The 26203-nt window shown below is 72.7% G+C and carries 20 protein-coding genes and 1 riboswitch; of the genes, 7 read left to right on the top strand and 13 right to left on the bottom strand.

Features of this window, described 5'->3' with window-relative positions:
- Window positions 1-61: 61 nt before the first annotated feature.
- Complete coding sequence (locus ASE68_RS15525; protein ID WP_055861729.1) at window positions 62-688, bottom strand: TetR/AcrR family transcriptional regulator; 627 nt, start codon at window positions 686-688, stop codon at window positions 62-64.
- Window positions 689-794: 106 nt separating this feature from the next.
- Here ASE68_RS15525 and ASE68_RS15530 point away from each other — a divergent pair, with 106 nt between their 5' ends.
- Genes ASE68_RS15530 through ASE68_RS15540 form a run of 3 tightly spaced genes read left to right on the top strand, consistent with a single transcriptional unit; the run spans window position 795 to window position 5130 of the window.
- The gene (locus ASE68_RS15530) at window positions 795-2318 is read left to right on the top strand and encodes a cytosine permease (protein ID WP_082462408.1); all 1524 of its coding nucleotides are present in this window, start codon (window positions 795-797) and stop codon (window positions 2316-2318) included.
- Entirely contained in the window at window positions 2315-3361 is a 1047-nt protein-coding gene (locus ASE68_RS15535) for an agmatine/peptidylarginine deiminase (RefSeq protein WP_055861732.1), read from the top strand. Before ASE68_RS15530 ends, ASE68_RS15535 begins: the two co-directional genes overlap by 4 nt.
- Window positions 3358-5130, top strand: coding sequence for an amidase (locus ASE68_RS15540; RefSeq protein WP_055861735.1), 1773 nt, complete (start codon window positions 3358-3360; stop codon window positions 5128-5130). Before ASE68_RS15535 ends, ASE68_RS15540 begins: the two co-directional genes overlap by 4 nt.
- Window positions 5131-5160: 30 nt before the next feature.
- Here ASE68_RS15540 and ASE68_RS15545 read toward each other — a convergent pair whose 3' ends face one another.
- Entirely contained in the window at window positions 5161-5679 is a 519-nt protein-coding gene (locus ASE68_RS15545; protein WP_055861738.1) for a hypothetical protein, read from the bottom strand.
- A gap of 249 nt (window positions 5680-5928) precedes the next feature.
- Window positions 5929-7524 (bottom strand): molybdopterin-dependent oxidoreductase, encoded by a 1596-nt coding sequence (locus tag ASE68_RS15550; protein ID WP_055861741.1) that lies wholly within the window; start codon window positions 7522-7524, stop codon window positions 5929-5931.
- 113 nt (window positions 7525-7637) lie between these two features.
- Here ASE68_RS15550 and ASE68_RS15555 point away from each other — a divergent pair, with 113 nt between their 5' ends.
- Window positions 7638-9959, top strand: a complete 2322-nt coding sequence (locus ASE68_RS15555; protein ID WP_055861743.1) for an excinuclease ABC subunit UvrA — start codon at window positions 7638-7640, stop codon at window positions 9957-9959.
- 28 nt (window positions 9960-9987) lie between these two features.
- Here ASE68_RS15555 and ASE68_RS15560 read toward each other — a convergent pair whose 3' ends face one another.
- From ASE68_RS15560 to ASE68_RS15590, 7 genes are all read right to left on the bottom strand, one after another.
- A complete protein-coding gene (locus tag ASE68_RS15560) occupies window positions 9988-10710 on the bottom strand; it encodes an alpha/beta family hydrolase (protein WP_055862556.1) in 723 nt (240 codons plus the stop codon).
- A 17-nt stretch (window positions 10711-10727) separates the two neighbouring features.
- On the bottom strand, window positions 10728-11849 hold the full coding sequence (locus ASE68_RS15565) for a DUF2207 domain-containing protein (RefSeq protein WP_055861746.1): 1122 nt from the start codon (window positions 11847-11849) through the stop codon (window positions 10728-10730).
- Window positions 11850-11902: 53 nt separating this feature from the next.
- On the bottom strand, window positions 11903-13528 hold the full coding sequence (locus ASE68_RS20310; protein ID WP_157421718.1) for an alpha/beta fold hydrolase: 1626 nt from the start codon (window positions 13526-13528) through the stop codon (window positions 11903-11905).
- A gap of 32 nt (window positions 13529-13560) precedes the next feature.
- Window positions 13561-14502, bottom strand: a complete 942-nt coding sequence (locus ASE68_RS15575; RefSeq protein WP_235481028.1) for a tryptophan-rich sensory protein — start codon at window positions 14500-14502, stop codon at window positions 13561-13563.
- 125 nt (window positions 14503-14627) lie between these two features.
- Window positions 14628-17672, bottom strand: coding sequence for an aminotransferase (locus ASE68_RS15580; protein ID WP_055861749.1), 3045 nt, complete (start codon window positions 17670-17672; stop codon window positions 14628-14630).
- A complete protein-coding gene (locus ASE68_RS15585; protein WP_055861752.1) occupies window positions 17672-18703 on the bottom strand; it encodes an aromatic acid exporter family protein in 1032 nt (343 codons plus the stop codon). Before ASE68_RS15585 ends, ASE68_RS15580 begins: the two co-directional genes overlap by 1 nt.
- 8 nt (window positions 18704-18711) lie before the next feature.
- Window positions 18712-19371 (bottom strand): SDR family oxidoreductase, encoded by a 660-nt coding sequence (locus ASE68_RS15590; protein WP_055861755.1) that lies wholly within the window; start codon window positions 19369-19371, stop codon window positions 18712-18714.
- A 139-nt stretch (window positions 19372-19510) separates the two neighbouring features.
- Between ASE68_RS15590 and ASE68_RS15595 the strand changes: the two genes are divergently transcribed.
- Complete coding sequence (locus ASE68_RS15595; protein ID WP_055862561.1) at window positions 19511-20308, top strand: transglutaminase family protein; 798 nt, start codon at window positions 19511-19513, stop codon at window positions 20306-20308.
- 36 nt (window positions 20309-20344) lie between these two features.
- On the opposite strand, the gene ASE68_RS15600 is transcribed toward ASE68_RS15595, so the two are convergent.
- The 3 genes from ASE68_RS15600 to thiM form a co-directional block, all read right to left on the bottom strand.
- Window positions 20345-21967, bottom strand: a complete 1623-nt coding sequence (locus ASE68_RS15600; RefSeq protein ID WP_082462409.1) for a bifunctional hydroxymethylpyrimidine kinase/phosphomethylpyrimidine kinase — start codon at window positions 21965-21967, stop codon at window positions 20345-20347.
- Entirely contained in the window at window positions 21964-22623 is a 660-nt protein-coding gene (thiE, locus tag ASE68_RS15605) for a thiamine phosphate synthase (protein WP_055861758.1), read from the bottom strand. The genes ASE68_RS15600 and thiE overlap by 4 nt, the downstream gene beginning before the upstream one ends.
- Entirely contained in the window at window positions 22620-23540 is a 921-nt protein-coding gene (gene thiM, locus ASE68_RS15610; RefSeq protein WP_200921765.1) for a hydroxyethylthiazole kinase, read from the bottom strand. Before thiM ends, thiE begins: the two co-directional genes overlap by 4 nt.
- Window positions 23530-23642: riboswitch (TPP riboswitch) on the bottom strand. Its footprint overlaps the gene before it by 11 nt.
- 281 nt (window positions 23643-23923) lie before the next feature.
- Between thiM and ASE68_RS15615 the strand changes: the two genes are divergently transcribed.
- Both ASE68_RS15615 and ASE68_RS15620 read left to right on the top strand, forming a co-directional pair.
- Complete coding sequence (locus ASE68_RS15615) at window positions 23924-24889, top strand: GlxA family transcriptional regulator (protein WP_055861762.1); 966 nt, start codon at window positions 23924-23926, stop codon at window positions 24887-24889.
- Window positions 24890-25068: 179 nt separating this feature from the next.
- Window positions 25069-26079, top strand: coding sequence for a LacI family DNA-binding transcriptional regulator (locus tag ASE68_RS15620; protein ID WP_055861766.1), 1011 nt, complete (start codon window positions 25069-25071; stop codon window positions 26077-26079).
- Window positions 26080-26203 lie beyond the last annotated feature (124 nt).

A 26203-nucleotide genomic window follows, 5' to 3' on the forward strand; every position in this document is an offset into this window, starting at 1 on the left:
TCGAACCGGGAGATCGCGGTGCCGGATGCCGCGTGGCGGCGCCGAGCCGATGTCTCCGCCGCTACGGCCCCGAGAGCGCTCCGCGCTGGACGCCGAGCATGCCCTCGACGGCCTCGCCGAGGCGAGATCCGCGGTCGGCGGCCTGCCCCCACCGCACGAGGGCGTGGGCGTTCAGGCCGTCGATCATGCCGAGGAGCTGCCAGGCGACGGAGGCCGCGTCATCCGTCACGAACTCCCCCGCCTCGATGCCCGCGGTGACGATGCCGTGCAGGAACGCCTGCCAGTCGTCCATCTCGTCGCGCACGCGCTGGGCGAGGGCCTCGTTGCGGCGGCCCATGGCCCAGGCCTCGACCCAGATCACGGTGACGTCGTCGCGCGTGCCGTCGAGCAGGGTGTCGAGCAGGTGCGCGAGTTGCGCGCGCGGGGTCTCGAGTGGGGCTACGAGCGAGCCCACCTCGACGAGCTCGGTCGCGACGATGGTGCCGAAGGTGCGCGCGATCAGGGCGTCCATGTTCGGCTCGTAGTGCGCGACGAGCGCGGGGGCGACGTCGATGCGTGCGGCGATGCTGCGCAGGGTGACCGCGTAGAGGCCCTGCTCGAGGGCGACGTCGCGCGCGGCATCCGCGATCTCGGCCGATCGTTCGGCCGGGGTCTTGCGGGCGGCCTTCTTGCGGACCGGTCTTGACATGGTGACCTCGTGTCGGTAGCGTCGCTGCAACTTATTGATCGTCTGATCAATAGTAGATCGAGTCCCCGATCCTGTCGAGAGATCGACGAGCAGAGAGTCCTCAACGATGAGCAACACCACCACCGCGACCCCGGATGCCGCACCGACGCCGCAGCCGAACGCACCCGTCACCGCAGCCGACCGCGCCGGCCACGTCGAGACGCACGGTGCGGACTTCATCCCCGAGACCGAGCGCCACGGCAAGCCGCGCGAGCTCTTCTGGGTGTGGATGTCGGCCAACGTCATCTACCTGTACTTCGTCGTCGGCGGCGTGCTCATGCTGCTCGGCCTCCCCGTCTGGGAGGCGCTGCTGATCACGGTGCTCGGCAACCTGTGGTGGGCGGCCGTCGGCCTGCTCGCGATCAGCGGCCCGGCGTCGGGCACCCCGAGCGTCGCGATCATGCGCGCCATGTTCGGCATCCGGGGCAGTCGCGTGTTCGGCGCCGGACTCGGCGTGGCCATCGGCATCTTCTACGAGATCATCAACATCGCGTTCGCCACCCTCGCGGCCCTCGCCCTCATCGGGCAGATCGGCATCGTGCTGCCGGCCGGAGCCGAATGGGGCGTGCTCGTCGTGGTCGCCGCGCTCAGCTTCGTGATCGGCATCTACGGCCACGCGACGATCCTGAAGCTCGCGCCGTACTTCTCGGCCGCGCTCGCCGTCGTCTTCGTCGTGCTCGCCGTCTTCGTGTTCGGCGCGGCCGACTTCTCGTACGCCCCGGCGCCGCTCGAGCCGGGCGAGCACTGGGCGATGCTGCTGCTCGGCTTCGCGATCGTCGCCTCGAGCCCGCTCTCATGGGGCACCGGCGCCGACTACGCCCGCTACCTGCCGACGGATGTCTCGAAGACGAGGGTCGCGGTCTGGACCGCGCTCGGCGGCTTCATCCCGGCCATCTTCATCGGCACGCTCGGCGTCATCGCCGGCACGGCGATCGACATGACCGACCCGCAGCTGACGATCTCCGAGATCGTGCCCGGCTGGTTCACGCCCGTCTTCCTCGCGATGATCGTGCTCTCGAGCATCACGAACAACGTGCTCGTCGCGTACTCGACGGGCCTCTACGCGCAGGGCCTCGGGTTCCGGATGCCGCGGGCCCTCACCGTCGTCGTGACGGGTTTCGCCGCGACCGCAGCTGCCGCCTGGCTGCTGTTCATCGCCCCGAGCTTCCTCGACGCCCTGAACTCCTCGCTCGAGCTGGCGGTCACCGTGCTCGGTCCGCTCGTCGCGGTCTACGCCGTCGACATCGTGCTGCGCCGCAACCGCTACGACGGCCGCGCCCTCACCGACGAGCGCCGCGGCAGCCCGTTCTGGTACCGCGGCGGCGTGTTCTGGCCGGGCGTCATCGCCATGGCCGGCGCGACGACGGTGGCCGTGCTCATGGCCAACACGACGCTGTACGTCGGCCCGATCTCGGGCGCGCTCGGCGGGGCCGACCTCTCGGCGATCGTCGGTCCGCTCCTCGCCGGCGGGCTCTACGCCGTGCTCTGGCTGACCACGAAGCCCTACCGCGACCCGGCGGCCCGCCCCGCCCCCGCGATCACCGAAGCGGATGCCGCGGCATCCGACCGAACCGAAGGAGCCCTCGCATGACCTGGCGCATGCCCGCAGAGACCGCACGCCACGACCGCACGTGGATGGCCTTCCCGCGCGAGGGCCTGACCCTCGGCGAGAGCGAGTCCGAGCGCGAGGCCGGCTACGCCGCGTGGGCGGACGTCGCCAACGCGATCGTGCCGTTCGAACCGCTGACGATGGTCGTCGACCCGACCGAGACCGCGCGCGCCCGCCGCATGCTCGACGGCGCGATCGAGCTCGTCGAGGCGCCGCTCGACGAATTCTGGATGCGCGACTTCGGCCCCACCTTCGTGGTCGACGACGAGCGCCCGGGCGTGCTCGGCGCCGTCGACTGGATCTTCAACGGCTGGGGCGCCCCCGAGTGGGCCGAGTGGACGAAGTCCGCCGAGATCGCGCGCTTCGTCGCCGACCGCGTCGGTGCCGAGCTCGTGTCGAGCGTGCTCGTGAACGAGGGCGGCGGCATCCACGTCGACGGCGAGGGCACCGTGCTCGTCACCGAGACCGTGCAGCTCGACCCGCGCCGCAACCCGTACGCCGACAAGGCCCGCGTCGAGGCCGAGCTCGCGCGCACGATCGGCACGACGAAGGCGATCTGGCTGCCCCGCGGCCTCGAGCGCGACTACGACGACTTCGGCACGAACGGCCACGTCGACATCGTCGCGACGATCCCCTCGCCCGGCCTCCTGCTGCTGCACCGTCAGGACAACCCCGAGCACCCCGACTTCGAGGTGACGCGCGTCCTGCGCGCCCAGCTCGAGCAGGAGGCGGATGCCGCGGGCCGCCGCTTCGAGATCGTCGACCTGCCGGCACCCGAGACCCTTCGCGACCACGAGGGCTTCGTCGACTGGAGCTACGTGAACCACCTCGTCGTGAACGACGGCGTCATCGCCTGCGGGTTCGGCGAGGATCGGGCGGATGCCGCGGCGCGCGAGGTCCTCGCCGACGCGTACCCCGGCCGTCGCGTCGTCACGGTCGACTCGCGCGAGATCTTCGCCCGCGGCGGCGGCATCCACTGCATCACGCAGCAGCAGCCCGCGCTCGAGGTGGAGGCGGCTCGATGAGCGGCGCATTCGACGTCGTCGAGGCGTCGATCGCCGACCTGCGGGCCGCCCTCGAGTCGGGCCGCGTCACCGCGGTCGAGCTGCTCGACGCCTACCTCGCCCGCATCGCGGCGTACGACGACCCCGAGACGGCGACCGCGCTGAACGCGCTCGTCGTCATGAACCCCGACGCACGGGCCGACGCGCTCGCCTCCGACGCGCGCCGTGCGAGCGGCGACGTGCGCGGACCGCTCGACGGCATCCCGTACACGGCCAAGGACAGCTACCTCGCACGCGGACTCACCGCCGCGGCCGGTTCGCCGGCCTTCGAGCACCTCGTCGCCCAGCGCGACGCCTTCACGATCGAGCGGCTCCGCGGCGCCGGCGCCGTGCTGATCGGCCTCACGAACATGCCGCCGATGGCGAACGGCGGCATGCAGCGCGGCGTCTACGGCCGCGCCGAGAGCCCGTACAACTCGGACTTCCTCACCGCCGCCTTCGGCTCGGGCTCCTCGAACGGGTCGGGCACCGCGACGGCGGCCTCGTTCGCGGCGTTCGGCCTCGGCGAGGAGACCTGGTCCTCTGGCCGAGCGCCCGCGTCGAACAACGCGCTCTGCGCCTACACCCCGTCGCGCGGCGTGATCTCGGTGCGCGGCAACTGGCCGCTCGTGCCCACCATGGACGTCGTCGTGCCGCACACCCGCACCATGGCCGACCTGTTCGAGGTGCTCGACGTGATCGTCGCCGACGACGCCGAGACCCGAGGCGACTTCTGGCGCGTGCAGCCCTGGGTGTCGATTCCGGCCTCCTCCGAGGTGCGCCCCGACTCCTATGTCGCGCTCTCGGCGACGGATGCCGCTGGCGCGACGGATGCCGCGGGCGGGCGTGCCGCGTCGGCGCGCGCCGTGCTCGCCGGCCGTCGCCTCGGCATTCCGCGCATGTACGTGAACGCCGATCCCGAGGCCGGCACGGCCGAGCCCGGACGGACCCCCGGCATCGGCGGATCCACCGGGCGGCGCATCGAGACCCGCGTCTCGGTCGTGGAGCTCTGGGAGGCGGCGCGCCGCGACCTCGAGGCCGCCGGCGCCGAGGTCGTCGAGGTCGACTTCCCGGTGGTGTCGAACTACGAGGGCGACCGTATCGGCGCCCCGACGATCGCGACCCGTGGAATCGTCTCACCGGAGTACCTGCGCCGCGAGATCGTCGACCTCTCGGCGTGGGCGTGGAACGACTTCCTCGACGCCAACGGCGACCCCGCCCTGCGCGCGCTCGCCGAGGTGGACGGCCCGCGCATCTTCCCGCACCCGGAGGGCTCGCTGCCCGATCGGTATGCGGGCTTCGACGACGACATCGCCGAGTACCCCGAGTGGGCGCGCACGCACCCCGGGGCGACCTTCGACGACATGCCCGAGCTCGAGGACGGCCTGCGCGGGCTCGAGGAGACCCGCCGGGTCGACCTCGAGGCGTGGATGGACGGCCTCGGTCTCGACGCCGTCGTCTTCCCGGCCGTCGCCGACGTCGGCCCGGCCGACATGGACGTGAACGAGGCATCCGCCGATCTCGGCTGGCGCAACGGCGTGTGGGTCGCGAACGGCAACCTCGTGCCGCGGCACCTGGGCATCCCGACGGTCACCGTGCCCATGGGCACCATGGGGGACATCCGGATGCCGGTCGGCCTCACGTTCGCCGGCCGCGCCTACGACGACACGGCGCTGCTGCGCGTGGCCGCGGCCTTCGAGGCGACGGGAACGCGCCGCACGGAGCCGCCGCGCACCCCGCGCCTCGCCTGACGGCAGGTGATTCGCCTCGAGCCCGCTCGTTCAGAGCGGGCTCGAGCATTCGACCGACCGTGCGAGTCGCTCGGGCGCGAACATCGCGAGGGACGTCATCGAGGTGACCTCGACGCGGACGCCGAGCATGCGGCTCGCGATGCCCGAGAGCACCGAGGCAGCCTCGCCGCCCATCATGATGTCGGTCTCGGCGAGCAGATCGATCGCCTCGTCGGCGGTGCCGTCGTCGCTGCCGCTGTGGTCGTCGGAGCCGACGGCCCCGGCCACCCCGGCTTTCGCGAACGGTGCGATCGGATCGAGCACCCGCACGTTCGACGCACCGTGCCTCGCGAACGCCCGGAGCACCTCGTCCCTGCGCAACCGAAGGCGCTCGCGCGGAGAGAGCTCCGAGAAGCCCGGCCGGTCGGTGGTGAGCGCCGGCAGCCGTGCCTCGGCGTATGCGGCCACGGCATCGGCCATGACGGACCTCTTCGTCGACTCCATCAGATGCGCGAGCTGGGCGACGAGCCGAGCGGTGTCCGCATCGACCCTGATGGCTTCGGCGACCATCGGCCCTCCTTTCGGGAGTTTCGTTCTGAGAACGTGTTGCAAAGTTGCAAAGTTGCAAAGTTGCGTGACTTCGTGAGGGAAACTCTTCACCGCGGATCGCTCCGAAGGGGAACGTCGGTCCGCCAAGGACGACCTGCCGCCGTGCAGGCGGTCCTGTGGAGGAGCGGTGGCGGAGCATGCGGGTGTCGGCAGGTGCGGTGGCGGAGCAGGAGGGGTGGCGGGTGAGCGCGGGCGCGCAGGCGGCGCGGGTCAGCCGACGGTGACGTCGCGCGAGTCGAGACCGGTGGCGCCGTCGGGCACGACGCCCTGCCTGGCCGAGGTCTGCACCTCGCCGTCGGCGCCGGTCGCCCGCACGCGCAGCGTGTGCGAGCCCGAGGTCGCGTCCCAGTCGAACCGCCACTGCACCCAGGTGTCCTCCGAGATGGCCGTGGCGAGCGTCGCCGGGAGCCACGGGCCGTCGTCGACCTGCACGTCGACCGCGGCGACGCCGACGTGCTGCTGCCAGGCGACGCCGGCGACGACGACGGGTCCGGCCGACAGCGACTGCCCCGACCGCGGCACGTCGATGCGCGACGAGAGCTTGATCGGTCCGCGCTCGCTCCACCCGCGATCGGTCCAGTAGGCGGATGCCGCGTCGAACCGGGTGACCTCGAGCTCCGTCACCCACTTCGTCGCCGACACGTACCCGTAGAGCCCGGGCACGACCATGCGCACGGGGAACCCGTGCTCCGCCGGCAGCGGCTCGCCGTTCATGCCGACCGCGAGGATCGCCTCGCGGTCGTCCTGCAGCACCTCGAGCGGCGTCGAGGCCGTGAACCCGTCGATGCTGCGCGAGAGCACCATGTCGGCGTCCGCACCGGGCACGGCCCGCGCGAGCAGTTCACGGATCGGGTAGCCCAGCCACACCGCGTTGCCGATGAGCGTGCCGCCCACCTCGTTCGAGACGCACGCGAGCGTCGTCACCGACTCCTCGAGCGGGAGCGAGATCAGCTCCTCCCAGGTGAGCGTCACCTCCTGCTCGACGTCGCCGTGGATGCGCAGGCTCCAGTCCGCCGGCTCGACGGCCGGCACCGCGAGCGCGGTGTCGATGCGGTAGAACTCCGCGTTCGGCGTGACGATCGGCGTGAGCCCCTCGAGGTCGAGTTCCGCCCCAGGAGGTATCGACGCGGTGGTCGTCGGCACCGGCAACCGGATCGCCTGGCGCGCCGCCGTCACTGCGCGGGAGCCGGCCTGCAGGGCGTACCCGCCCACGGCGGCGAGGACGCCGATCGCGGTGGCGCCGCCCGCCCAGAGGAGGAACCGGCGACGCTCGATCGCGGGCGTGCCCGCGGCATCCGCTCGTCCTTCGCCCGCTCCATCGACCTCGGCCGCGCCATCCGTCGTCGGAAGTCGCCGGATCAGCAGCCGAAGCGCGACGACGCCCGCGATCGCGGCCAGCGCCGAGGGCGCGAACGCGAGCATCGACGCGTTCGCCCTCGTCACCGAGGCGAGCACGCCGACCCCGCCGATCGCCCAGATCACCACCTGGCCCCACGGCGGCCGGCGGGCCTCGAGCACGCCGGCGAGGCCGGCGACGGCCAGCAGCACCAGCGCGATGCCCACCAGCAGGGCGACCTTGTCGGCCGTGCCGAACAGGGCGATCGCGGCATCCTTCGCCCACGGGGGAGCGAGGTCGATCATCATCGAGCCGACCACCGCGAACGGACTCGAGGCCGACGCCAGCAGTGCGGCGGCGAGCTCGCCGACGCCGGCGGCCACGACGACCGAGGCCACCCCGGCGGCGGCGGGCAGCAGCCACCGCGTCGACGTCCGGACGGAGCGGCCGGCGGTCTCGGTCTGCGGCATGCGCACAGCGTACGCTCGCGGGCTGTGCACGGGCGGCGAGTTCGCGCCGGTGCGGATGTCGGCAGCCCCTGCCAGAATCGAGAACCGCGGGCACGCCGCACGGAAGGGGCACCATGAGCGCGACCGAGCAGCAGACGTCCAGCGCGGCATCCGACGGGGGCTCTGGTCACATCGCCGACGCCCACGACGTGATCGAGGTGCGCGGCGCCCACGAGAACAACCTGCAGGGCGTGTCCCTCGACATCCCGAAGCGCAGGCTCAGCGTGTTCACCGGCGTCTCGGGCTCCGGCAAGTCGAGCCTCGTGTTCGGCACCATCGCCGCCGAGTCGCAGCGCCTCATCAACGAGACGTACTCGACGTTCATCCAGTCGTTCATGACCACCCAGCCTCGGCCCGAGGTCGACAGCCTCCGCAACGTCTCGGCGGCGATCATCGTCGATCAGGAGCGCATGGGGGCGAACTCGCGCTCGACCGTCGGCACGGCGACCGATGTCTACGCGCTGCTGCGTATCCTGTTCTCGCGGCTCGGCGACCCCTACGTCGGCCCGAGCTTCCACTTCAGCTTCAACGTGCCCGCCGGCATGTGCCCCAGGTGCGAGGGCGTCGGCCAGGTCAACGACCTCGACCTCGACGAGCTCTTCGACCGCGACAAGTCGCTCGCCGAGGGGGCGATCACGATCCCCGGGTACACGGCCGACGGGTGGATGGTGCGCATCTACTCCGAAGGCGGGTTCCTCGACGCCGAGAAGAAGATCCGCGACTACAGCGAGACCGAACTGCACGACTTCCTGTACAAGGAGCCGACCAAGGTCAAGGTGCAGGGCATCAACATGACCTACGAGGGGCTCGTGCCCAAGTTGCAGAAGAGCATCGGGTCGAAGGACCGCGACGCGTTGCAGGCCCACATCCGCGCGTTCGTCGATCGGGCGTTCACGTTCACGACGTGCCCGGAGTGCGGCGGTGCGCGCCTGAACCGCGAGGCGCTCGCGTCGAAGGTCAACGGCATCAACATCGCCGAGGCGTCGTCGATGCAGATCTCCGACCTCGCAGCATGGGCCGCCGACATCGACGACCCGAGCGTCGCCCCGCTCATCACGAACCTCAGGCAGAACGTCGAGTCGTTCGTCGAGATCGGCCTCGGCTACCTCAGCCTCGACCGCCCCGCCGGCACCCTGTCGGGCGGTGAGGCGCAGCGCGTCAAGATGATCCGGCACATCGGCTCCGCCCTCACCGACGTCACCTACGTCTTCGACGAACCCACCGTCGGGCTGCACCCCCACGACATCCAGCGCATGAACCGCCTGCTGCTGCAGCTGCGCGACAAGGGCAACACCGTGCTCGTCGTCGAGCACAAGCCCGAGGTCATCGAGATCGCCGACCACATCGTCGACCTCGGCCCCGGCGCGGGCTCGCGCGGGGGGCAGATCTGCTTCGAGGGCGATCTCGACGGGTTGCGCGCCTCCGGCACGCTCACCGGCCGTCACCTCGACCATCGCGCGCAACTGCGCGAGAGCGTGCGGAGCGCGAAGGGCGCCCTCGAGATCCGGGGCGCGACGCAGCACAACCTCACCGGCGTCGACGTCGACCTCCCGCTCGGCGTGCTCACCGTCGTCACGGGCGTCGCCGGCTCCGGCAAGTCCTCGCTCATCCACGGCAACGTTCCGCGGCACGAGGACGTCGTCGTGGTCGACCAGTCGCCGATCCGCGGGTCGATCCGCTCGAACCCGGCCACCTACACGGGCCTGCTCGACACGATCCGCAAGGCCTTCGCGAAGGAAAACGGCGTGAAGCCCGCCCTGTTCAGCGCGAACTCGGCCGGCGCCTGCCCCAACTGCAAGGGCATCGGGCTCGTGTTCGTCGAGCTCGGCCCGATGTCGACGGTCTCGAGCGTCTGCGAGGAGTGCGGCGGCAAGCGATTCACCGCCGAGGTGCTCGAGTACCGGCTCAACGGGCTGAACATCGCCGAGGTGCTCGCGCTCTCGGTCGACGCGGCGCTCGAGTACCTCACCGAGAAGACCGCACGGGTGATCCTGCAGCGGCTGTCCGACGTCGGACTCGGCTACCTCGGCCTCGGGCAGGCGCTCAACACGCTCTCGGGCGGTGAGCGGCAGCGGCTGAAGCTCGCGATCAACATGGCCAAGAAGGGCACGATCTACGTGCTCGACGAGCCGACGACCGGCCTGCACCTGGCCGATGTCGACCGACTGCTCGCGCTGCTCGACCGCCTCGTCGCCGATGGCAACTCGGTCATCGTGATCGAGCACCACCAGGCCGTCATGGCGCACGCCGACTGGATCATCGACCTCGGCCCCGGTGCCGGCCGCGACGGCGGGCGCATCGTGTTCGAGGGCACGCCGGCTGAACTCGTCGCCTCGGCATCCACCGACCACGCGACGCTCACGGCCACGCACCTCGCGGCCTACGTCGGGGCCTGAGCCCGGCGGGCGGTGATCCCGGGCTCGACTACGCCGGGTTCGCGCGCATGAAGTCGACGACGGATGCCGCGAGCGAGGCGCCGATCTCGTGGGCCGGGCGCTTTCGACCCTTGATCTCGAAGGAGTGGTTGGCGTCGGCGATCCACTCGAGGTCGACGGCGCAACCAGTCGTGCCTCGTTCGGAGCGAAGCCGCGCGACGAGGTCGTCGAGCTGCTCGTTCGGAGCGGCGAAGGGGTCGTTGCGCCCCTGCAGGAACAGTATCGGCGCGGCCAGGTCGGGCAGGTGCTCGTCGCGCGCCTTCTCGGGGCGTCCGGGCGGGTGCAGCGGATAGCCGAGGAAGGCGAGGCCTGAGGCCGGCATGCCGTCGGCGACGGCCATCGACGCCATGCGGCCTCCGAACGACTTGCCCGACACCCAGATCGGCTCGCCGGCATCGGCGCTGGCATCGATCGCGCGCTCGCGGGCGTACGCCGCCGCCGCACGCCACGTCGCGATCGCGACGGGCGGGCGATCGGGGAACTTGCGTCCCGCCTCGCGATACGGGAAGTCGAAGCGCAGGGTCGCGACGCCGAGCGCCCGCACGGCCGAGGCGAACCCCGCGAGGAACGGGTGCTCCATGCCGGTGCCTGCGCCGTGTGCGACGACGAGCGTCGCCCACGCGTCGGCGGGTCGGGCGTAGAGCGCCGAGACGGAGTCGACGCCACCGACGGGGCTCGCGGCATCCGCCGGACCGTCGTCGCCGAGGCGGATGCGCACGGCCTCGTCGCTCAATCGAGGCTCCCGAGCACGCTGCCGACGCCGTCGGCGAGATCGACGAGGCCGCCCGACACGTCGACGAGGTCGCCGAGCGCGACCGTGAGGTGCGCGACGTCGTCGACGAGAACGATGAGTTGGGCGAGGTGCCCGGTGAGCTCGGCGAGGTCGGCCGTGCCGCTCACCAGATCGCCGAGCGTGTCGACGTTCGTGCGTTCGAGCGTCTGCACGTCGAGCTTCAGCGTCGCGATCCAGTCGCGTTCGACGCCGAAGAGCACGGCGTAGGGCAGCAGCTTCTCGTGCAGGTGGAAGCGGGCGAGAGGGCCGGATGCCGCGGCCGGCGAGGTGTCGGCGGGTGCTGTCGTCGCGGCATCCGTCGTCTGGGGCACCGGGATCAGCTGGGCGCCCGTCGGGGACTGCAGCACGCGCATGCGGTCGGCCTCGGCGAGCACGAGGTACTGGCGGAGGCCGTCGAGGTGTTCGCGGCGTTCGCGTGCCGCGGGCAGGAACCGGCGCCACGACGCCGGAGTCACGACGATGGTCGCGATCGTCACGGCGAGGGCCGCGAGCGTCGCGATGAGCGCCGGCCAGTCGCCGGAGCCGAGGGTGATGACGAGGAGCAGCGCCTCGACGAGCATGCCGAGGTAGGCGAGCACGGTGAGGGTGGTGCCGGGCCAGGCCATGCGGCGCTGGGCGACGAGTCCGGCGCGGGCGAGCGCGTAGTCGGCGTTGCGCACGACCGACTTCAGGCGTGCCGAGAGCGCACGCCGGTCGGTCGAGAAGCGACGAAGGCGCGTGCTCGTGTGTTCTGGGCCGAAGAGCGCTTCGAGCACGGCGAGCTCGTCGCCGGTGAGGGGTGCCCCTGGCTGCAGTTCGATGCCGATCGGTTCGCGCTTCGTCTCGTTCGCGATGATGCGGATGCGGCGCGACACCGCGAGGTCGACGATCACCGCGGCTGCCGCGCGCCGGTCGGCCTCGACGAGCAGCGCGTCGTGCAGCACCGATGCCCCGCGTGCCCTCGTGTACTGCACGACCGGGGAGTGCACCGGCTGCCGGGACACGATGCGCGCGACGATGCCGAGCGCGAAGATGACGAGCGCTGGGGCGATGGCGAGCAGGATGACGGCGGGGAGCACGCGCTCAGTCTAGGGATCCGCGCGCATGCTCCGCGGGACGGCGACGCCGAACGTCAGGGGGCCGGCGGGGGCGTGACGGGCACGAGGCGGGCGTCGGCGAGTGCGGCCACCGCGTCGATCGCGGCGCGATGCGCGGCGGGCGATGCGGTGAGCCGGAAGTGCCCGGCCGCCGGCACGATCACGTTCGTCGCGCCCGCGAGCGCGCTGCCCTCTGGCACGTGCGCGTCGAGGGTGCCGAAGATCGAGACGATGTGCTCGTTCACCGTGGCATCGCGTTGCAGTTCGACGATCGTGACGTCGGTGGGCAGGAACGCGCGCATGCTCGGGTCGAAGAACCAGCGGGCCCTCGCCGAGCCGGCGTACGGCGTCGCGAGCGTGACCGCGCCGCGCACGTCGAGGCGATCGGAGCCCGCCGATCCGAGTGGGCCCGAGCCGCGCACGAGGTCGGTCAGCAGGTGCTTGCCGATGAGGCCGCCCTTGCTGTGCGCGACGATCACGCGTCCGGCGGGCGGTGGGTCGACCCGCGCGAGGGCGCGCTGCAGCAGCCTCGAGGTGTCGGGCACGGATCGACGGTTCATGCCGAGGCCATGCACGATCGTGATGCGGTGCCCGGCGCGGTTCAGGGTATCGGCGAGCGGCGCGAGGAAGCTCCAGTGCTCGTGCACGCCGGGAACGAGCACGACGTCGGGCATGGCGGGGTCGCCGATGCGCCAGCGCTCGGGCGGACGGGTCGAGACGAGTTGCACGAGTCGTCGCCGAGCCCCGAACCCGTAGTCGCGCAGTACCCATCCGACGCGCGTCGTCGTGCTGCCGCCGAGCGCCTTCGAGAGCGCCGCGCGCCGTTCGTGGGGTGCGAGCTCACTGCCCAACCGGTCGCCGCGGGCATGGCCGGCGATGAGGTCGCCGAGCGGGCCGACCTGGTGCGGAACGGCCTCGTGCCCGCGTCCGGGCACCTCGGCGTACCTGGCGTGCGGGGCGAGCACCGCGACCGCCTGCCCCCAGTAGCGGGGCACGACGCGGTCGTCTGCGCCGCGGATCACGAGCACGTCGGCGCGCACGCGGGGGAGCACGAGCTCCATGCGGTGCTCGAGCGTCGGCCGGAGGTTCGCGAGCACCCATCGGCTGCCGGCCTGGATGTAGGCGAGGGCGCCGCGCGCGAACGCGAAGAGGTCGATGACGGCGATGTCCTGCAGGAACCTGGCCGCCTGCTGGTGCGCGGTGCGCTCGCGTGGGTTCACCGAGGGGCCGACGAGCACGATGCGCTCGACGAGCTCCGGATGCCGCGCCGCGAGGTCTGCGACCACCTGGGCGCCCATGGAGTGCCCGACGAGCACGGGGTGCGAGGCCGGCCGATCGACGGAGGACTCGGCGCGCAGCTCGATGAGCAGGTCGGCGACGAGGTCGGCCGTCTCGGACACCGTGAGCGCCTTGGCCGGCTTCGGCGAATCGCCGAAGCCGGGGAGGTCGAGCGCGAGCACGCGCCCGGACTCGGCGAGGCGCTCGTCGAGTCCGCCCCAGTACTCGGCGGCCATGCCGAGGCCGTGCACGAGCACGTAGGTGGGGGCGTCGGGTGCCGTGGCCGTGCGGCTGCCGGCGGGCTCGACCGTCGAAGCCTCGGCGCGGTCGGGCTCGTGGATGACGATCGTGCGATCGCCACGACGGAAGGTGCGCGCGGGCATTCCCGCAGCCTACCCGCGCTGTCCCGACGGGGTCAGCCGGCGTGCGATGCGCTCGGTCGGCGCATCGCGACCACGCGCATCGCCGCCGTCGCGATCAGCACGGCGATCACCGCGATGATCGCGGCGATGCCGGTGACGGTCGACGACGGCTCGTCGGTGAGGCGGGCGACGGCGATCCACGCGATGCCCCAGCTCAGCGAGAGGGCGGGCGCGATGCGACCGTGGTCCCACACGGCGAGGGCGATGCCGAGGAGTCCGGCGATGGCGACGAGGCCCACCGACCAGGTCTCGGGCGGCAGGCCGAACCCGTCGAAGCCGACGGCGACGAGCACCGCGGCGATGTTCGCGATCGTGGCGACGCACACCCATCCGAGGTAGAGGCCGATCGTGCCGTCGGTGACGAGGGCGTCGATCGCGCTCTTCGGGCGCAGCTCGAGCCCGATGCGGAACGCCGCGACGAGCACGACGAGCAGCGCGGCGATCACGGGCACGCTCAGCCAGAGCAGGTCGAACTGGATGCTGAGGATCCACGCCGCATTCAGCAGGAGGGATGCCGCGACCCACGGGCCGAGCCGGCGGTGCCGCTCGTCGGTGCGCTGGGCGGGCAGGAACTGCCACACCGCGTAGGCGAGCAGCCCGAAGTAGATGAGCGACCAGATGGCGAAGGCGCCACCGCCCGGCGCCACGAGCGTCGCGTCGGCGGCGAGTGCGCCGCCCGCGGCATCCTGAACCCGTTGCCCGCCGGCGGCACCCGACCCGATGAAGGAGCCGACGACCGCGATCAGGGCGCTGACCGCCACCGTGAGCTGCCTGGCGAGATCGCCGCCCGAACTCGCGGCGGAGTTCGTGCCCGAACTCGTGCCGGATGCGTCGCGAGCCGTGCTCGACTTCGGCGGTTGCGCCTCCGGCGTGCGAGCCGTGCTCGGCCCGCCCGCCGTGCTCGATACGTGGGCTGCGCGTTCAGGGTTCGTCATCGCCACTCCTGCCGTCGTCGTTCGGATCCCGGTCGGATTTCCTCCAGCCTAGGCAGGCCTCCGGCGCTCCACATCGAACCTTCGGACGACACGGAGGGGGTTGACAACGGCCCGCTCCGGCCGGCTCACCAGCCTTCGGCGAGCACCCGATCGAGCATCGCCACGAAGAAGTCGGCGGAGTCGTCGTCGAGGCAGAGCGGCGGCTTCGTCTTCAGCACGTTCTGGTGGTCGCCGGTCGGCTGCATGACGACGCCGAGTTCGAGCAGGCGGTCGCAGATGGCCGCGGTCTCGGCCGTGGCCGGCGCGAGGGTCGCGCGGTCGCGCACGAACTCGACGCCGAGGTAGAGGCCGAGTCCGTGCACGGCTCCGATGAGCGGATGTCGCGCGGCGAGCTCCTCGAGGCGGTGCTTGAGTCGCGTGCCGACGTCGAGGGCGTTGCGCTGCAGGCCCTCGTCGCGGAAGGCGTCGAGCACGGCGAGTCCGGCGACGCTGGAGGCGGGGCTGCCGCCCGTGGACGAGAAGAAGTACCCCTGGCTGCGGAACCGGGCGGCGATCTCGCGCGTCGTGATGACCGCACCGAGCGGGTAGCCGTTGCCCGCCGCCTTGGCCACGGCGATGACGTCGGGCACGACGCCCTGCTGCTCGAAGCCCCAGAACCAGTGGCCGAGCCGGCCGAAGCCGGCCTGCACCTCGTCGGCGATCGCGAGGCCGCCGGCCGCGCGCACGGCGGCGTAGATCTCGGCGAGGTAGCCGTCGGGCAGCGGGATGCCTCCGGCGTTGCCGAAGAACGTCTCGGCGATGAACGCGGCGGGCGGGCGCCCGTCGGCGGCGAGCCGGGCGATGCGGTCGGCGGCCTCCGAGGCGTAGTTCGCGGCATCCGCCCCCCGATGCACCCCGCGGAACGGATTCGGCGTATCGACGCCGTGCACCCAGTCGGGCCGGGTCTCGAGCGCGTTCGGGTTGTCGGCGACCGAGGTGCTCACGGCATCGGACGCGTAGGTCCAGCCGTGGTAGGCCTCGAGGATCGCGACGACGTCGCGCCGGCCGGTGGCCGCGAGGGCGACGCGGATCGCGAGGTCCGTCGCCTCGGAGCCCGAGTTCACGAGGAACACCGTGTCGAGCGGGTCGGGCGCGAGGGCCGCGAGCCGTTCGGCGTACTCGACGACCGCGCCGTAGTGGAACCGCGAGTTCGTGTTGAGGCGCCGCAGCTGCCGACTCACGGCGTCGGCGACGCCCACATGCCCGTGGCCGAGCGGCGTCACGTTGTTCACCATGTCCAGGTAGGCGCGCCCGTCGACGCCGACGAGGTGCTCGCGCCACCCGCGCTCGATGCGCGGCGGCGCCTCGTAGTAGTGCTCCTGCACCTCGGCGAAGCTCGCAGTGCGACGGGAGAGCAGGGCGTGATCAGTCTCGGTCTCGGTCTCGGGCTCGATCCCGCCGTTCGGGCCTTGGCCGGCGGATGTCGCGAGCCCGAGCACCGGCGCCGGATCGAGCGTCTGGGCGAGCCAGCCGTTCGCGTACTCGGGGCGCACGAGGTGCGGCGCGGCGGGCCCGTCGGCGCGCTCGAGGCGGATGCGGATGCGCGTCCGGGCTGGGAGCCCGTCGACGACCGGCTGGTCGGGCGCACTCGGGGTCGCCGCCTCGATGAGGAGCCGCACGCCGGATCCCCGCGACTCGACGACCTCGAGCACCTGCGGCTCGGCGAACCACACGTCGATGCCCGTCGGGATCGTGGCCGACGACTCCGCCGACCGGATGCGGCTCTCGGTGAGGCGGGGCGTGGCGCGTGGAAGCCAGGCGGCGGAGGCCCCGGCGTCGAGCGCTGCGAGGGCGAGGCGCTCCTCGAGACCTGCGTCGAGCCATGCGCCGGCGTCGACCGCGTCGGATTCGGGCGAGACGTCGAGCCGCACGGCGTTCGCGGCGTTCGCGGCGTCGAAGCCGCGCAGGATCACCCCGAACGAGCCCGTCGCGGGCGCGCGAGCCGGCGGTTCGACGCCGAGGTCGGCCGCGATCGCGCCAGTCATCACCTCGCTCGGCACCGACACGGCCTGCTCGAAGATGCGCCACTCGCGCTCGATGCCGTCGGCGGCATATGCATTCGCTCCACCGTCGAGCTGCACCTGGTGCTCGCCGCTCACCACGAGCACCGCGCCGCGCACGACGACGAGCGGCCAGATCGCGGCGACCTCGGCCGACGAGAGCGGGCGCAGGGCGTGGAACGCGCGGATCGCGGGCAGCACCGAAACGGGCTCGGCGCCCGCGTGGTGCAGCACCGACGAGATCGTGATGGCGAGCTCGGCGACCGCCCACGACCGGGTCACGTCGCCGAAGTCGATGAGCCCGTCGGGAAGGCCGGGCAGGCCGGGCAGGCCGGGGTCGCCGGCCGAGCCCGACACGCCGGCATCGACTGCGCGCACCACGTTGTCGTCGGTCAGGTCGAGGTGCACCGCCTGGGTCGGCAGGTCGCCCGCGAGGGCGGTGATCGCAGCCCAGGCGGCGGCCGCGGCATCCGTCACCCGCTCGCGCCGCGACGCATCGGGGTGGTGCGGGGCGAGCAGCTCCACCACCCGGTCCGCGAAGCGCGGGTCCCACTGCAGCACGCGGTCGAGTCCGTCGTGGTCGAAGTCGGCGAGGGCGAGGCTCGTGCGTGCGGCGAGTTCGCCGAGCCGCGCCACCGCATGCGGCGAGAGGTATGCGCTGCCGTGCAGGGTTCCGCCGTCGAGGAATTCGATGAGGCGGATGCTGAGCGGGCCCTCGCTCGTGACGGCGACGATCGAGCGCGGCCGGCCCTCGGCATCCGTCGTCGTGGTCGCGATGCGGAGCGACGGCGCACGCTCGGCGATCAGGGTGGCTGCGGCATCCTGTGCGGCGAGCTCGGTGGCCGTGAACCCGGGGTTCGTGATCTTCACCACGCCGATCGGCAGCGCATCGTCGCGCGAAGGGACGTCGGACCCGCCCGATCCGCCCGACCCGTCCGCCTCGCCCGAACCTGCCGCCTCGAACGCGAGGAAGTTCTGGTCCTGCTGGCTGCCGAGCGAGCGCAGTTCGACGTCGAGCCCCCAGTGCTCGCGCAGGAGCGCGGCGACTTCTTCGGGCGGCAGGTTCGGCGCCGCGAGCTCGCCCGCCTCGAAGAAGTCGAATCCGCGGGGCGGGTGGTTCACGTCGGGCATCAGGCTTCGGCTCCGAGTTCTTCGCGGATGCGTCGCAGGTCTTCGAGGAGCGATCCGATCAGGATCCAGTGCGACGAGGTCGGGGGGCGCACGACGAGCGCCGAGGTCAGCGCCGGCACCGTCGACGTCATCGGTTCGGGCTCGGGCTCGGCGACGCGGGCCGCGAGCCGGATGTCGTGGGCGACGCGGTGCAGCTGCTCGGCGATCGCCTTCACGGTCGGCTCGTCGTGCAACGAGGCGTCGTAGTGGTCGGCGAACGCGCGGGTCATGCCGATGAGCTGCGTCACGATCGGGCCGAGCTGCTCGAGCAGGGCGCCCAACTGGGCGAGCTCCTCGCGGTGCGCCGACCGGCGCGGGTTGAGCGTGAGCGACTCGGTGCCCGCCGCGATCGCCGCATCGGCGGCCTCGCGCATCGGGCGCAGCAGCCTGGCCTCGATCATGAGCGCCTCGATGTCGGCGCGAGACTGGGCCGTCTCGAGCGCGGCGGCCAGGCGGTCGGCGGATGCCGCGAGCTCACCGCCGAGCAGCGCCGCCTCGCGTCGAGCGGGGGCGATCGCGACGGGCGGCACGATCGCCGCGTTCACGATGATGCCGATCGCGGCGCCGATCAGGGTCTCGAGGACGCGATCGAGCGCGTAGTTCGGTGTCGCGGCGCCGAGCGCCAACGTGAGCATCGCCGAGATCGCGACCTGGTTGCCGGTCGCGGGGGCCATCTTCAGGGCCCACGCGATGAGCATCGCGACGAGCACCGCGACGAGCACGACCCACGAGTACGCGCCGAACGCCAGCGACAGCGCCGACGCGACGATGACGCCGAGCAGCACGCCGATGGAGCGCTCGATGCCCTTGCCGAGCGACTGGTTGACGCTCGGCTGCACCACGAGCAGCGCCGCGATCGCCGCGAACACGGGCAGCTGGGTCGGAATCAGCGCCCCGGCGATGAGCCACGCGGCGATCGTCGCGACCGAGGTCTTGAGCACCTGCAGCACCGGCAGGCGCTTGGACGTCCGCAGGTTGTCGAGGACGGACATCGCGGGGTTCAGTCGGGATCGGGAAGCGCGGCGAGCGCGCCCGCGATCGGCAATCCGCCTTCGGTGAGCTCGAACTGCGCACCCGATGCCGCGCCGGACACGAGCACCGCGGCGACGGTCGCCGCGACATCCGCCCGGCTCACCGAACCCCGCGGCAGCGTGGTATCGGCCACGACGAGGCCCGTCGGCGCCGCGTCGGTCAGGCCGCCGGGCCGCACGATCGTGAAGTCGAGCCCGCTGGCGCGCACCGCGGCGTCGGCCTCGCTCTTGGCCCGCAGGTAGATCTGGAACACGTCGTCGGAGTCCGCGTCGAAGTCGTCGGCCCGCATGGCCGAGATGACCACGATGCGCGGCACGCCCGCGAGTTTCGCGGCGTCGGCGAGCAGGATGGCCCCGTCGCGGTCGACGGTGAGCTTGCGCTCGGCGGTGCTGCCGGGGCCGGCGCCCGCGGCGAAGACCACGGCGTCGGCGCCCGCGAGCACGGCGGCGACCTCGTCGGCCGATGCCGCCTCGAGGTCGAGCACGACCGGTTGGCCGCCGGCCGCCGTGACGTCGGCCGCGTGGTCGGCGTTGCGGATCAGTGCGACGGGTTCGTGCCCGCCGTCGGCGAGCAGACGTTCGAGGATGAGGGCGATCTTGCCGTGACCTCCGGCGATGACGACGCGCATGACACCAGTCAACGCGGATGCCGCCGATGGCGCAACCGGGCGAGGGAGGGCTTCCCCTCGTGGCAGCCGCGGGACAGAATGGGCGGGTGCCGCTCGGCACGTCCTCCTGCGACGACGATGAACCGGGGCACCCATGGCCATGCAGCGAACCGTCTCAGCCCGAATCGACCTGACCATCGAGGACCCGGCGCGGCTCGTGTTCATGCTCGCCGTCGCCGGCGGCGCGCCCGACGAGCGGCTCGAACTGCTCGCGAACGGCGTCGCGCTCGATGCGGCCGACGTGCTCGAGCTGACGGATGCCGCGGGCAGCCGCCTGCACGTCGTCGAGGCGCCGGCGGGCAGCCTGTCGCTGTCGTACTCGGCGACCGTCGACGGCCAGGCCGCAGCGGGATCCGACCGACCCCTCGATCTCGTGGAGTACCTGCGCCCGAGCCGCTACTGCGAGTCCGACCGGCTCGGGGCCACGGCCGTCGCCGAGTTCTCGGGGCTCGAGGGGCACGCGCTGCTCGACGCGGTGTCGTCATGGGTCGGCACGCGTCTCGCCTACGTGCCCGGCTCGAGCGGACCCAGCGACGGCGCGGTGCAGACCCTGCTCGCCCGCGAGGGCGTCTGCCGCGACTACGCGCACCTCGTGATCGCGCTGCTGCGCTCGCTCGACGTACCGGCGCGCCTCGCGGCGGTGTACGCGCCCGGCCTCGATCCGATGGACTTCCACGCGGTGGCCGAGGCGTACGTCGAGGGCGCCTGGCACGTCGTCGACGCGACCGCGCTGGCTCCGCGCTCGACGCTGCTGCGCATCTCGACCGGGCGCGATGCCGCCGACACGGCGTTCCTCAGCTCGTACGGCGGGTTCGTGCAGCTCGACGCGATCACGGTGACGGCGACCGCCGACACGCTGCCGGCCGATGACATCGGGCGGCTCGTGCAGCTGCGCTGACCCCTGCACCCCTGCGAACGGCCGAGTGCGGCGGGCCTACTGCAGCGGCGCCGCGAAGAACGCGAGCTCGTGCTCGGCCGACGCCCGGAACGCGCGGCGCATCGCCTCACGTCGCTCGGGCGTCGCAGCGGCGGCCTCACGCGCGACGAGCTCGATCGCCTCGCGCGTCGCGACCGCGAAGGCCGGGTCGGCGTACGTCTCGAGCCACGACGCGTACGGATGCTCCGGATCGAGCGCCGCCGCGCCGAACTCGCCGGCGGCGAGGCGCTCGCCGAGGTCGACGTAGATCCAGAAGCAGGGCAGCACGGCGGCGACCAGCACGGCGTAGTCGCCGCGAGAGCCGGTCGCGAGCAGGTGGTCGAGGTAGGCGGTCGTTGCGGCGTCGGGCTCGGCGGCGAACGTCGCGGCGGCGAACCTGCCGTCTGCGGCGGCGGAACCAGCGCCCGCGTCCGCGCCGGCGAGCCACCGCGTGTGCAGCTCGAGCTCGCCGACGAGCGAGCCGTGCGCCGAGTCCGCCCAGAACGCCTGGCCCGCGGCATCCGGAGCCAGGCGCGACGCCTCGGCGAGCACGCGCGCGTAGTCGCGCAGGTAGAGGGCGTCCTGCGCGAGGTAGCCGACGAAGGGGGCGCGCTCGAGCGTGCCGTCGGCAAGGGCGCGGATGAATGGCAGCGCGTCGATCGCCTCGCGCACGTCGGCGATGCCGCCCCACCACTCGGCCTCGATCTCGCCGGGCGTCGGCGCGGTGCGCAGCCCGCCGCGCGACCAGAGGCCGGCGAAGTGGCTCACCGGCCCGTGTCCGCCGCCGACCTCGAGCGCCTCGCCGTGCCGCAGCGACTCGCGCAGCCATCGGCGGGCCTCGCCGACCGCGGCCTCCCAGTGGCCGAGCTCGGCCTGCAGCGTCGCGACCGCCGACGAGAGCGAGCATCCGGTGCCGTGCGTCGCGGTGGTCGCGATGCGGTCGCCGCCGAACTCGACGACGGTGGCGGATGCCGCGTGCACGAGCGCGTCGGGCGCCTCGCCGCCGGCCAGGTGCCCGCCCTTCGCGAGCACGCGGGCACCGGTCGCCGCCGAGACCGCCTCGGCCTGCGCGATCGCCTCGGCCCACGTCGACGCCGGAGGCGAGTCCGAACCCGAGACCGCACTCGCGAGCACCGCGAGCTCGAGCAGGTTCGGCGTGATGAGGTCGGCGAGCGGCAGCAGCTCGCGAAGCGCGCGCTCGGCGTCGGGGTCGAGCAGACGGTCGCCGCTCGTGGCGACCATGACCGGGTCGAGCACGACGACCGGCACGGCGGTGCGCCGCAGCCAGTCGGCGACGACCGAGACGACCTCAGCGTTCGCGAGCATGCCGATCTTCACGGCGTCGATCGAGATGTCGTCGGCGATGGCGTCGAGCTGCTCGGCGAGGAACGCGGCCGGCGGCACGTGCACGCCACGCACGCCGCGCGTGTTCTGCGCCGTCAGTGCGGTGATCGCCGACATGCCGTAGCCGCCCACGGCCGCGATGGACTTGAGGTCGGCCTGGATGCCCGCGCCGCCCGACGGGTCGCTGCCCGCGATGCTGAGCACGCGCGGAACCCGACGCGCGGTCGTGCCGGTGCCGGTGCCGGTGGCGGTGCCGGTGCCGGTATCCGTGCCCGCATCCGGCTCGCGCGCGGTCATCGCCCGCTCCAAGCTGCGGCGAAGGCGGCGGCCGCATCGTGCGGCGAGGGGGCGGCGCAGATCGCCGACACCACCGCGACGCCCGCGGCTCCGGCCTGACGCAGCGCCGCGACATCCGCCAGCGTGATGCCGCCGATCGCGACGCACGGCAGCTCGGCCTCGGCGGCGAACCGTGCGAACCCCTCGATGCCGAGCGCCGGCGGATGGTCGGGCTTGGTCGTCGTGGGCCGGATCACGCCGACGCCGACGTAGTCGATCTCGCGGCGGGCCTGGCGGCGCAGCGTCGCGAGGTGCTCGGGCGCGTTCGCGGTGAGGCCGATGATCGCGTCGTCGCCGAGCAGGGCGCGGGCAGCGGATGCCGCGGCGTCGCCCTGCCCCAGGTGCACGCCGTCGACCGGCAGGCCGCGCTCGCGTGCGGCGGCGGCCACGTCGACCCGGTCGTTCACCAGCAGCGCGGCGCGGCCGTCGATCGCGGACGCGAGCGCCTCGAGCTGCCGCAGGAGCGCGTCGGTGGACGCCGTCTTGTCGCGAAGCTGCACCACGCGCACCCCGCCGTCGACGGCGTCGGCCACGACGGAGACGACCCCGCGCGAGCCGCAGAGCGCGGCATCGGTCACGAGGTAGATCGAGAGGTCGAGCGAGCGCCGCGTGATCATGAGCGGGCCGCCGCGGGGTCGGATGCCGCGGCACCCGTCGTCGTGATCTTCGCCCGCGCGCGCACGACGTCGGGCGTGACGAGCGCGAGCGCGTCGAGGAACGTCACGGCGAACGAGCCGGGGCCCGTCGCGCGCTCCGCCGCGAGCTCGGCGGCGACCGTGTAGACGACGGTGGCCGCTACGGTCGCGACGAAGGGATCGGCGAGCAGCCCGTCGAGCGCCGAGGCACCGGCCGCACGGGCGGCACCGGCCGCGTCGCGGCTCGCGCCGAGGAACGCCGCCGTCACTGCGCCGAGCGCGCAGCCGCCGCCGGTGACGCGGGTGAGCAGGGCATCCCCGTTCGCGATGCGCGCCGTGCGGTGTCCGTCGGTGATGAGGTCGACGGGGCCCGACACGGCGATGACCGAGCCGTGCGCGAGGGCGAGCGAGGTCGCGGCCTCGGCTGCGGCATCCGTGCTGTCGGAGGCGTCGACGCCGCGACCGCCCGCACCCGCTCCGGCGAGGGCGATGATCTCGCTCGCATTGCCGCGGATCGCCGTCGGGCCGGCGGCGACGAGCTCGTGCGCGAGCGCCGTGCGCACGGGCAGCGCGCCGATCGCGACGGGGTCGAGCACCCACGGGGTTCCGGCGGCGGATACCGCGGCCACCGCCTCGCGCGAGGCATCGCGCTGCTCTTCGGCGGGCGTGCCGAGGTTCACGAGCAGGCCGCCCGCGATGCCGGCGAACAGGCCGGCCTCTTCGCGGATGTCGACCATCGCAGGGGCGGCGCCGATGGCCAGGAGCGCGTTGGCGGTGAAGTTCGTCACGACGCTGTTCGTGATGCACTGCACCAGCGGCGGATGCTCGCGCAGCCGCTCGAGCAGCGCAGCGCTCGCGTCGGAGAGGTGGGCGGGGTCGATGGACAGGCGATCGCTCACGCGACATCCCTTCGCTAGTTCGAACTAGATCAGGTTCGACGGGTGTGTTCTCAGCCGCGATCGCCCGGGCGGGGCTGGAGCGCGGCACCCCGTGTCACTGCCCGCCAGCCTACTGCGCTCGCGCGTCACCCCAGTTCGAGGGCGAACCTCGTCTGGGCCATGGCGGCGCGGGTGCGCGCCGACTACGGTTCTCGCAACGCCCCGCCGGGTCGGCGGCGGCCGCCGGACGATCTCCAGCTGCGGCCGTTCGCACCGAGACCGTTCCTCCTCGGGCCCCGGCGGGGTGGTCCGGCTCTCGGGGACCGGCCACACGTCGCCCGCACGACGGTGCGTCGCGCCGCGAGGGAGGCGGGATCCTTGCGGGGCCATGGCAGGCTGGCCGCATGGCAGACGAGGATCCGCGCGGGGCGGCGGCCCACCGCGTCGCCGTGCTCGTGCTCGAGGGCGCCAAGCCGCTCGACGTCGGGATCCCCGCGCAGATCTTCACGACGCGCGCCTCGATGCCCTACGAGGTGCGCGTCTGCGGCGCGGCGCCGGGGCCCGTGACCGGTGGCGACGGCCTCTCGTACCACGTGGCCGACGGGCTCGAGGCGTTCGAATGGGCCGAGACGATCTTCATCCCGGGCTACCGGCATCCGGATGTCGATGAGCCGCCGCCCGTCGTCGTCGATGCCCTCCGTGCCGCCCATGAGCGAGGTGCCAGGCTCGCCGCCATCTCGACTGGCGCGTTCGCACTGGCGGCGACCGGACTGCTCGACGGACGCCGGGCCACGACGCACTGGCACTACACCAGGGCGCTCGCGGCGCGGCATCCGCTCGTGAAGGTCGACGAGAACGTGCTGTTCGTCGACGAGGGCCGGGTGCTCACCTCGGCGGGCGCGGCATCCGGCATCGACCTCTGCCTGCACCTCGTGCGCCGCGATCACGGCGTCGCGCTGTCGAACCACGTCGCCCGCCGGCTCGTGGCCGCGCCCTACCGCAGCGGCGGCCAGGCCCAGTACGTGCCGCGCGCACTGCCCGATGACCTCGGCGAGCTCTTCGCGGCGACCCGGCACTGGGCGATCGAGCACATCGAGGAGCCGCTCACGCTCGCCGACCTCGCCCGCAACGCGAACGTGTCGACGCGCACGTTCTCGCGGCGCTTCGTCGAGGACACCGGGTACACGCCCATGCAGTGGATCCTGCGCGCCCGCGTCGACCTCGCGCGCGAGCTGCTCGAGCGCACCGACCTCGGCGTCGAGCAGGTCGCCGACCGCGTCGGGCTCGGCACGGGCGCGAACCTGCGCCTGCACTTCCACCGCGTGCTCGGCACCTCGCCGACCGAGTACCGGCACACGTTCCGCGAGTAGCGGCGTTCCTCGGCCGCCGGGCGGCTCGACCGGCCGCCCGCGAAAACCGAATTGTGGTTGATTCCAACAAAAGGGTTGCGCGCGGCACCGGCCGTCCCGTACTCTCGCTCTCACGTCGTCGAAGCGCTTCGAATCCATCGGCTTCGACGGCAACGAGGGGTCCAAAGGGGGGTACCGGGATGGTGACGATCAGTGATGTGGCCAAGGTCGCAGGCGTCTCCATCTCGACCGTCTCCTACGCCCTCTCTGGCAAGCGCACGATCGCGGCCTCGACCCGCACGCGCATCGAGGCCGCCATCCGCGAACTCGACTACGAGCCGCACGCCGGGGCCCGCATGCTCGCCGGCGCCACCACGAACATCCTCGCGCTCTCGGCGCCGATCCACACCGACGGGCACCTGCCCACGCACATGCGGTTCGTCACCGCGGTCGTCGACACGGCGCGCAAGCACGACTACGACGTGCTGCTGCTCGCCACCGACGACGACGTCTCCGGCATCCGCCGGGTCGCGGCGTCGTCGCTCGTCGACGGCGTCGTCGCCATGGGCGTCAAGGCCCACGACGAGCGCGTCGACGTCGTGCGACGCGCCTCGCTGCCGGCCGCGTTCATCGGCATCCCCGGCGACGGCGACGGCCTCTCGTGCGTCGACCTCGACTTCGAGCGGGCCGGCCGGCTCGCGATCACGACCCTCGCCGAGGCCGGGCACCGCTCGATCGGCATCGTCGGCCATCCGCCGACGTACCTCGAGCGCGGAACCGGCTTCGTGCAGCGGTTCAACGCCGGGCTCGAGGCCGAGGCGGCGGCCCGCGGCATCCGCCTCGACGTCGTCTCCCCGACGCTCGCCCGCGGTGCGGCCGAGCACGCGTTCGACGAGCTGCTCGTCGCCTCGCCCGAGATGACGGCCGTGATCTTCCACTGCAACGAGCCGGTGGTCGAGTCGGTGCTGCGCCGCATCCGCGAGCGCGGCCTCGACGTGCCCGGCGACCTGTCGCTGTTCGCCGCATGTGCGAGCTACGACACGTCGCACCTCGTCATTCCGCTCAGCTCCATCCCCCTGCCACTCGACCAGATGTGCCGCATCGCGGTCGAGTCAGCGCTGCGCCAGGTGCGCGGCGGCGACGCCCTCGGCGTCGAACTCATCACGCCCGTCACGCAGAATCGCGGGTCGGTCGCAGCGCCTCGGCTCTGAGGCATCCTCCACTCCACGACACGAACCATCCAGGTCGAACGCGGCGCATCGTCGAAGCGCTTCGACAGTTGCGCAGATCACCAGAACCACGACACCAGAACCAGCCAACATCACCAGGACCAGA

Origin of the sequence: Agromyces sp. Leaf222, assembly GCF_001421565.1 — a bacterium.
Lineage (GTDB): Bacteria > Actinomycetota > Actinomycetes > Actinomycetales > Microbacteriaceae > Agromyces.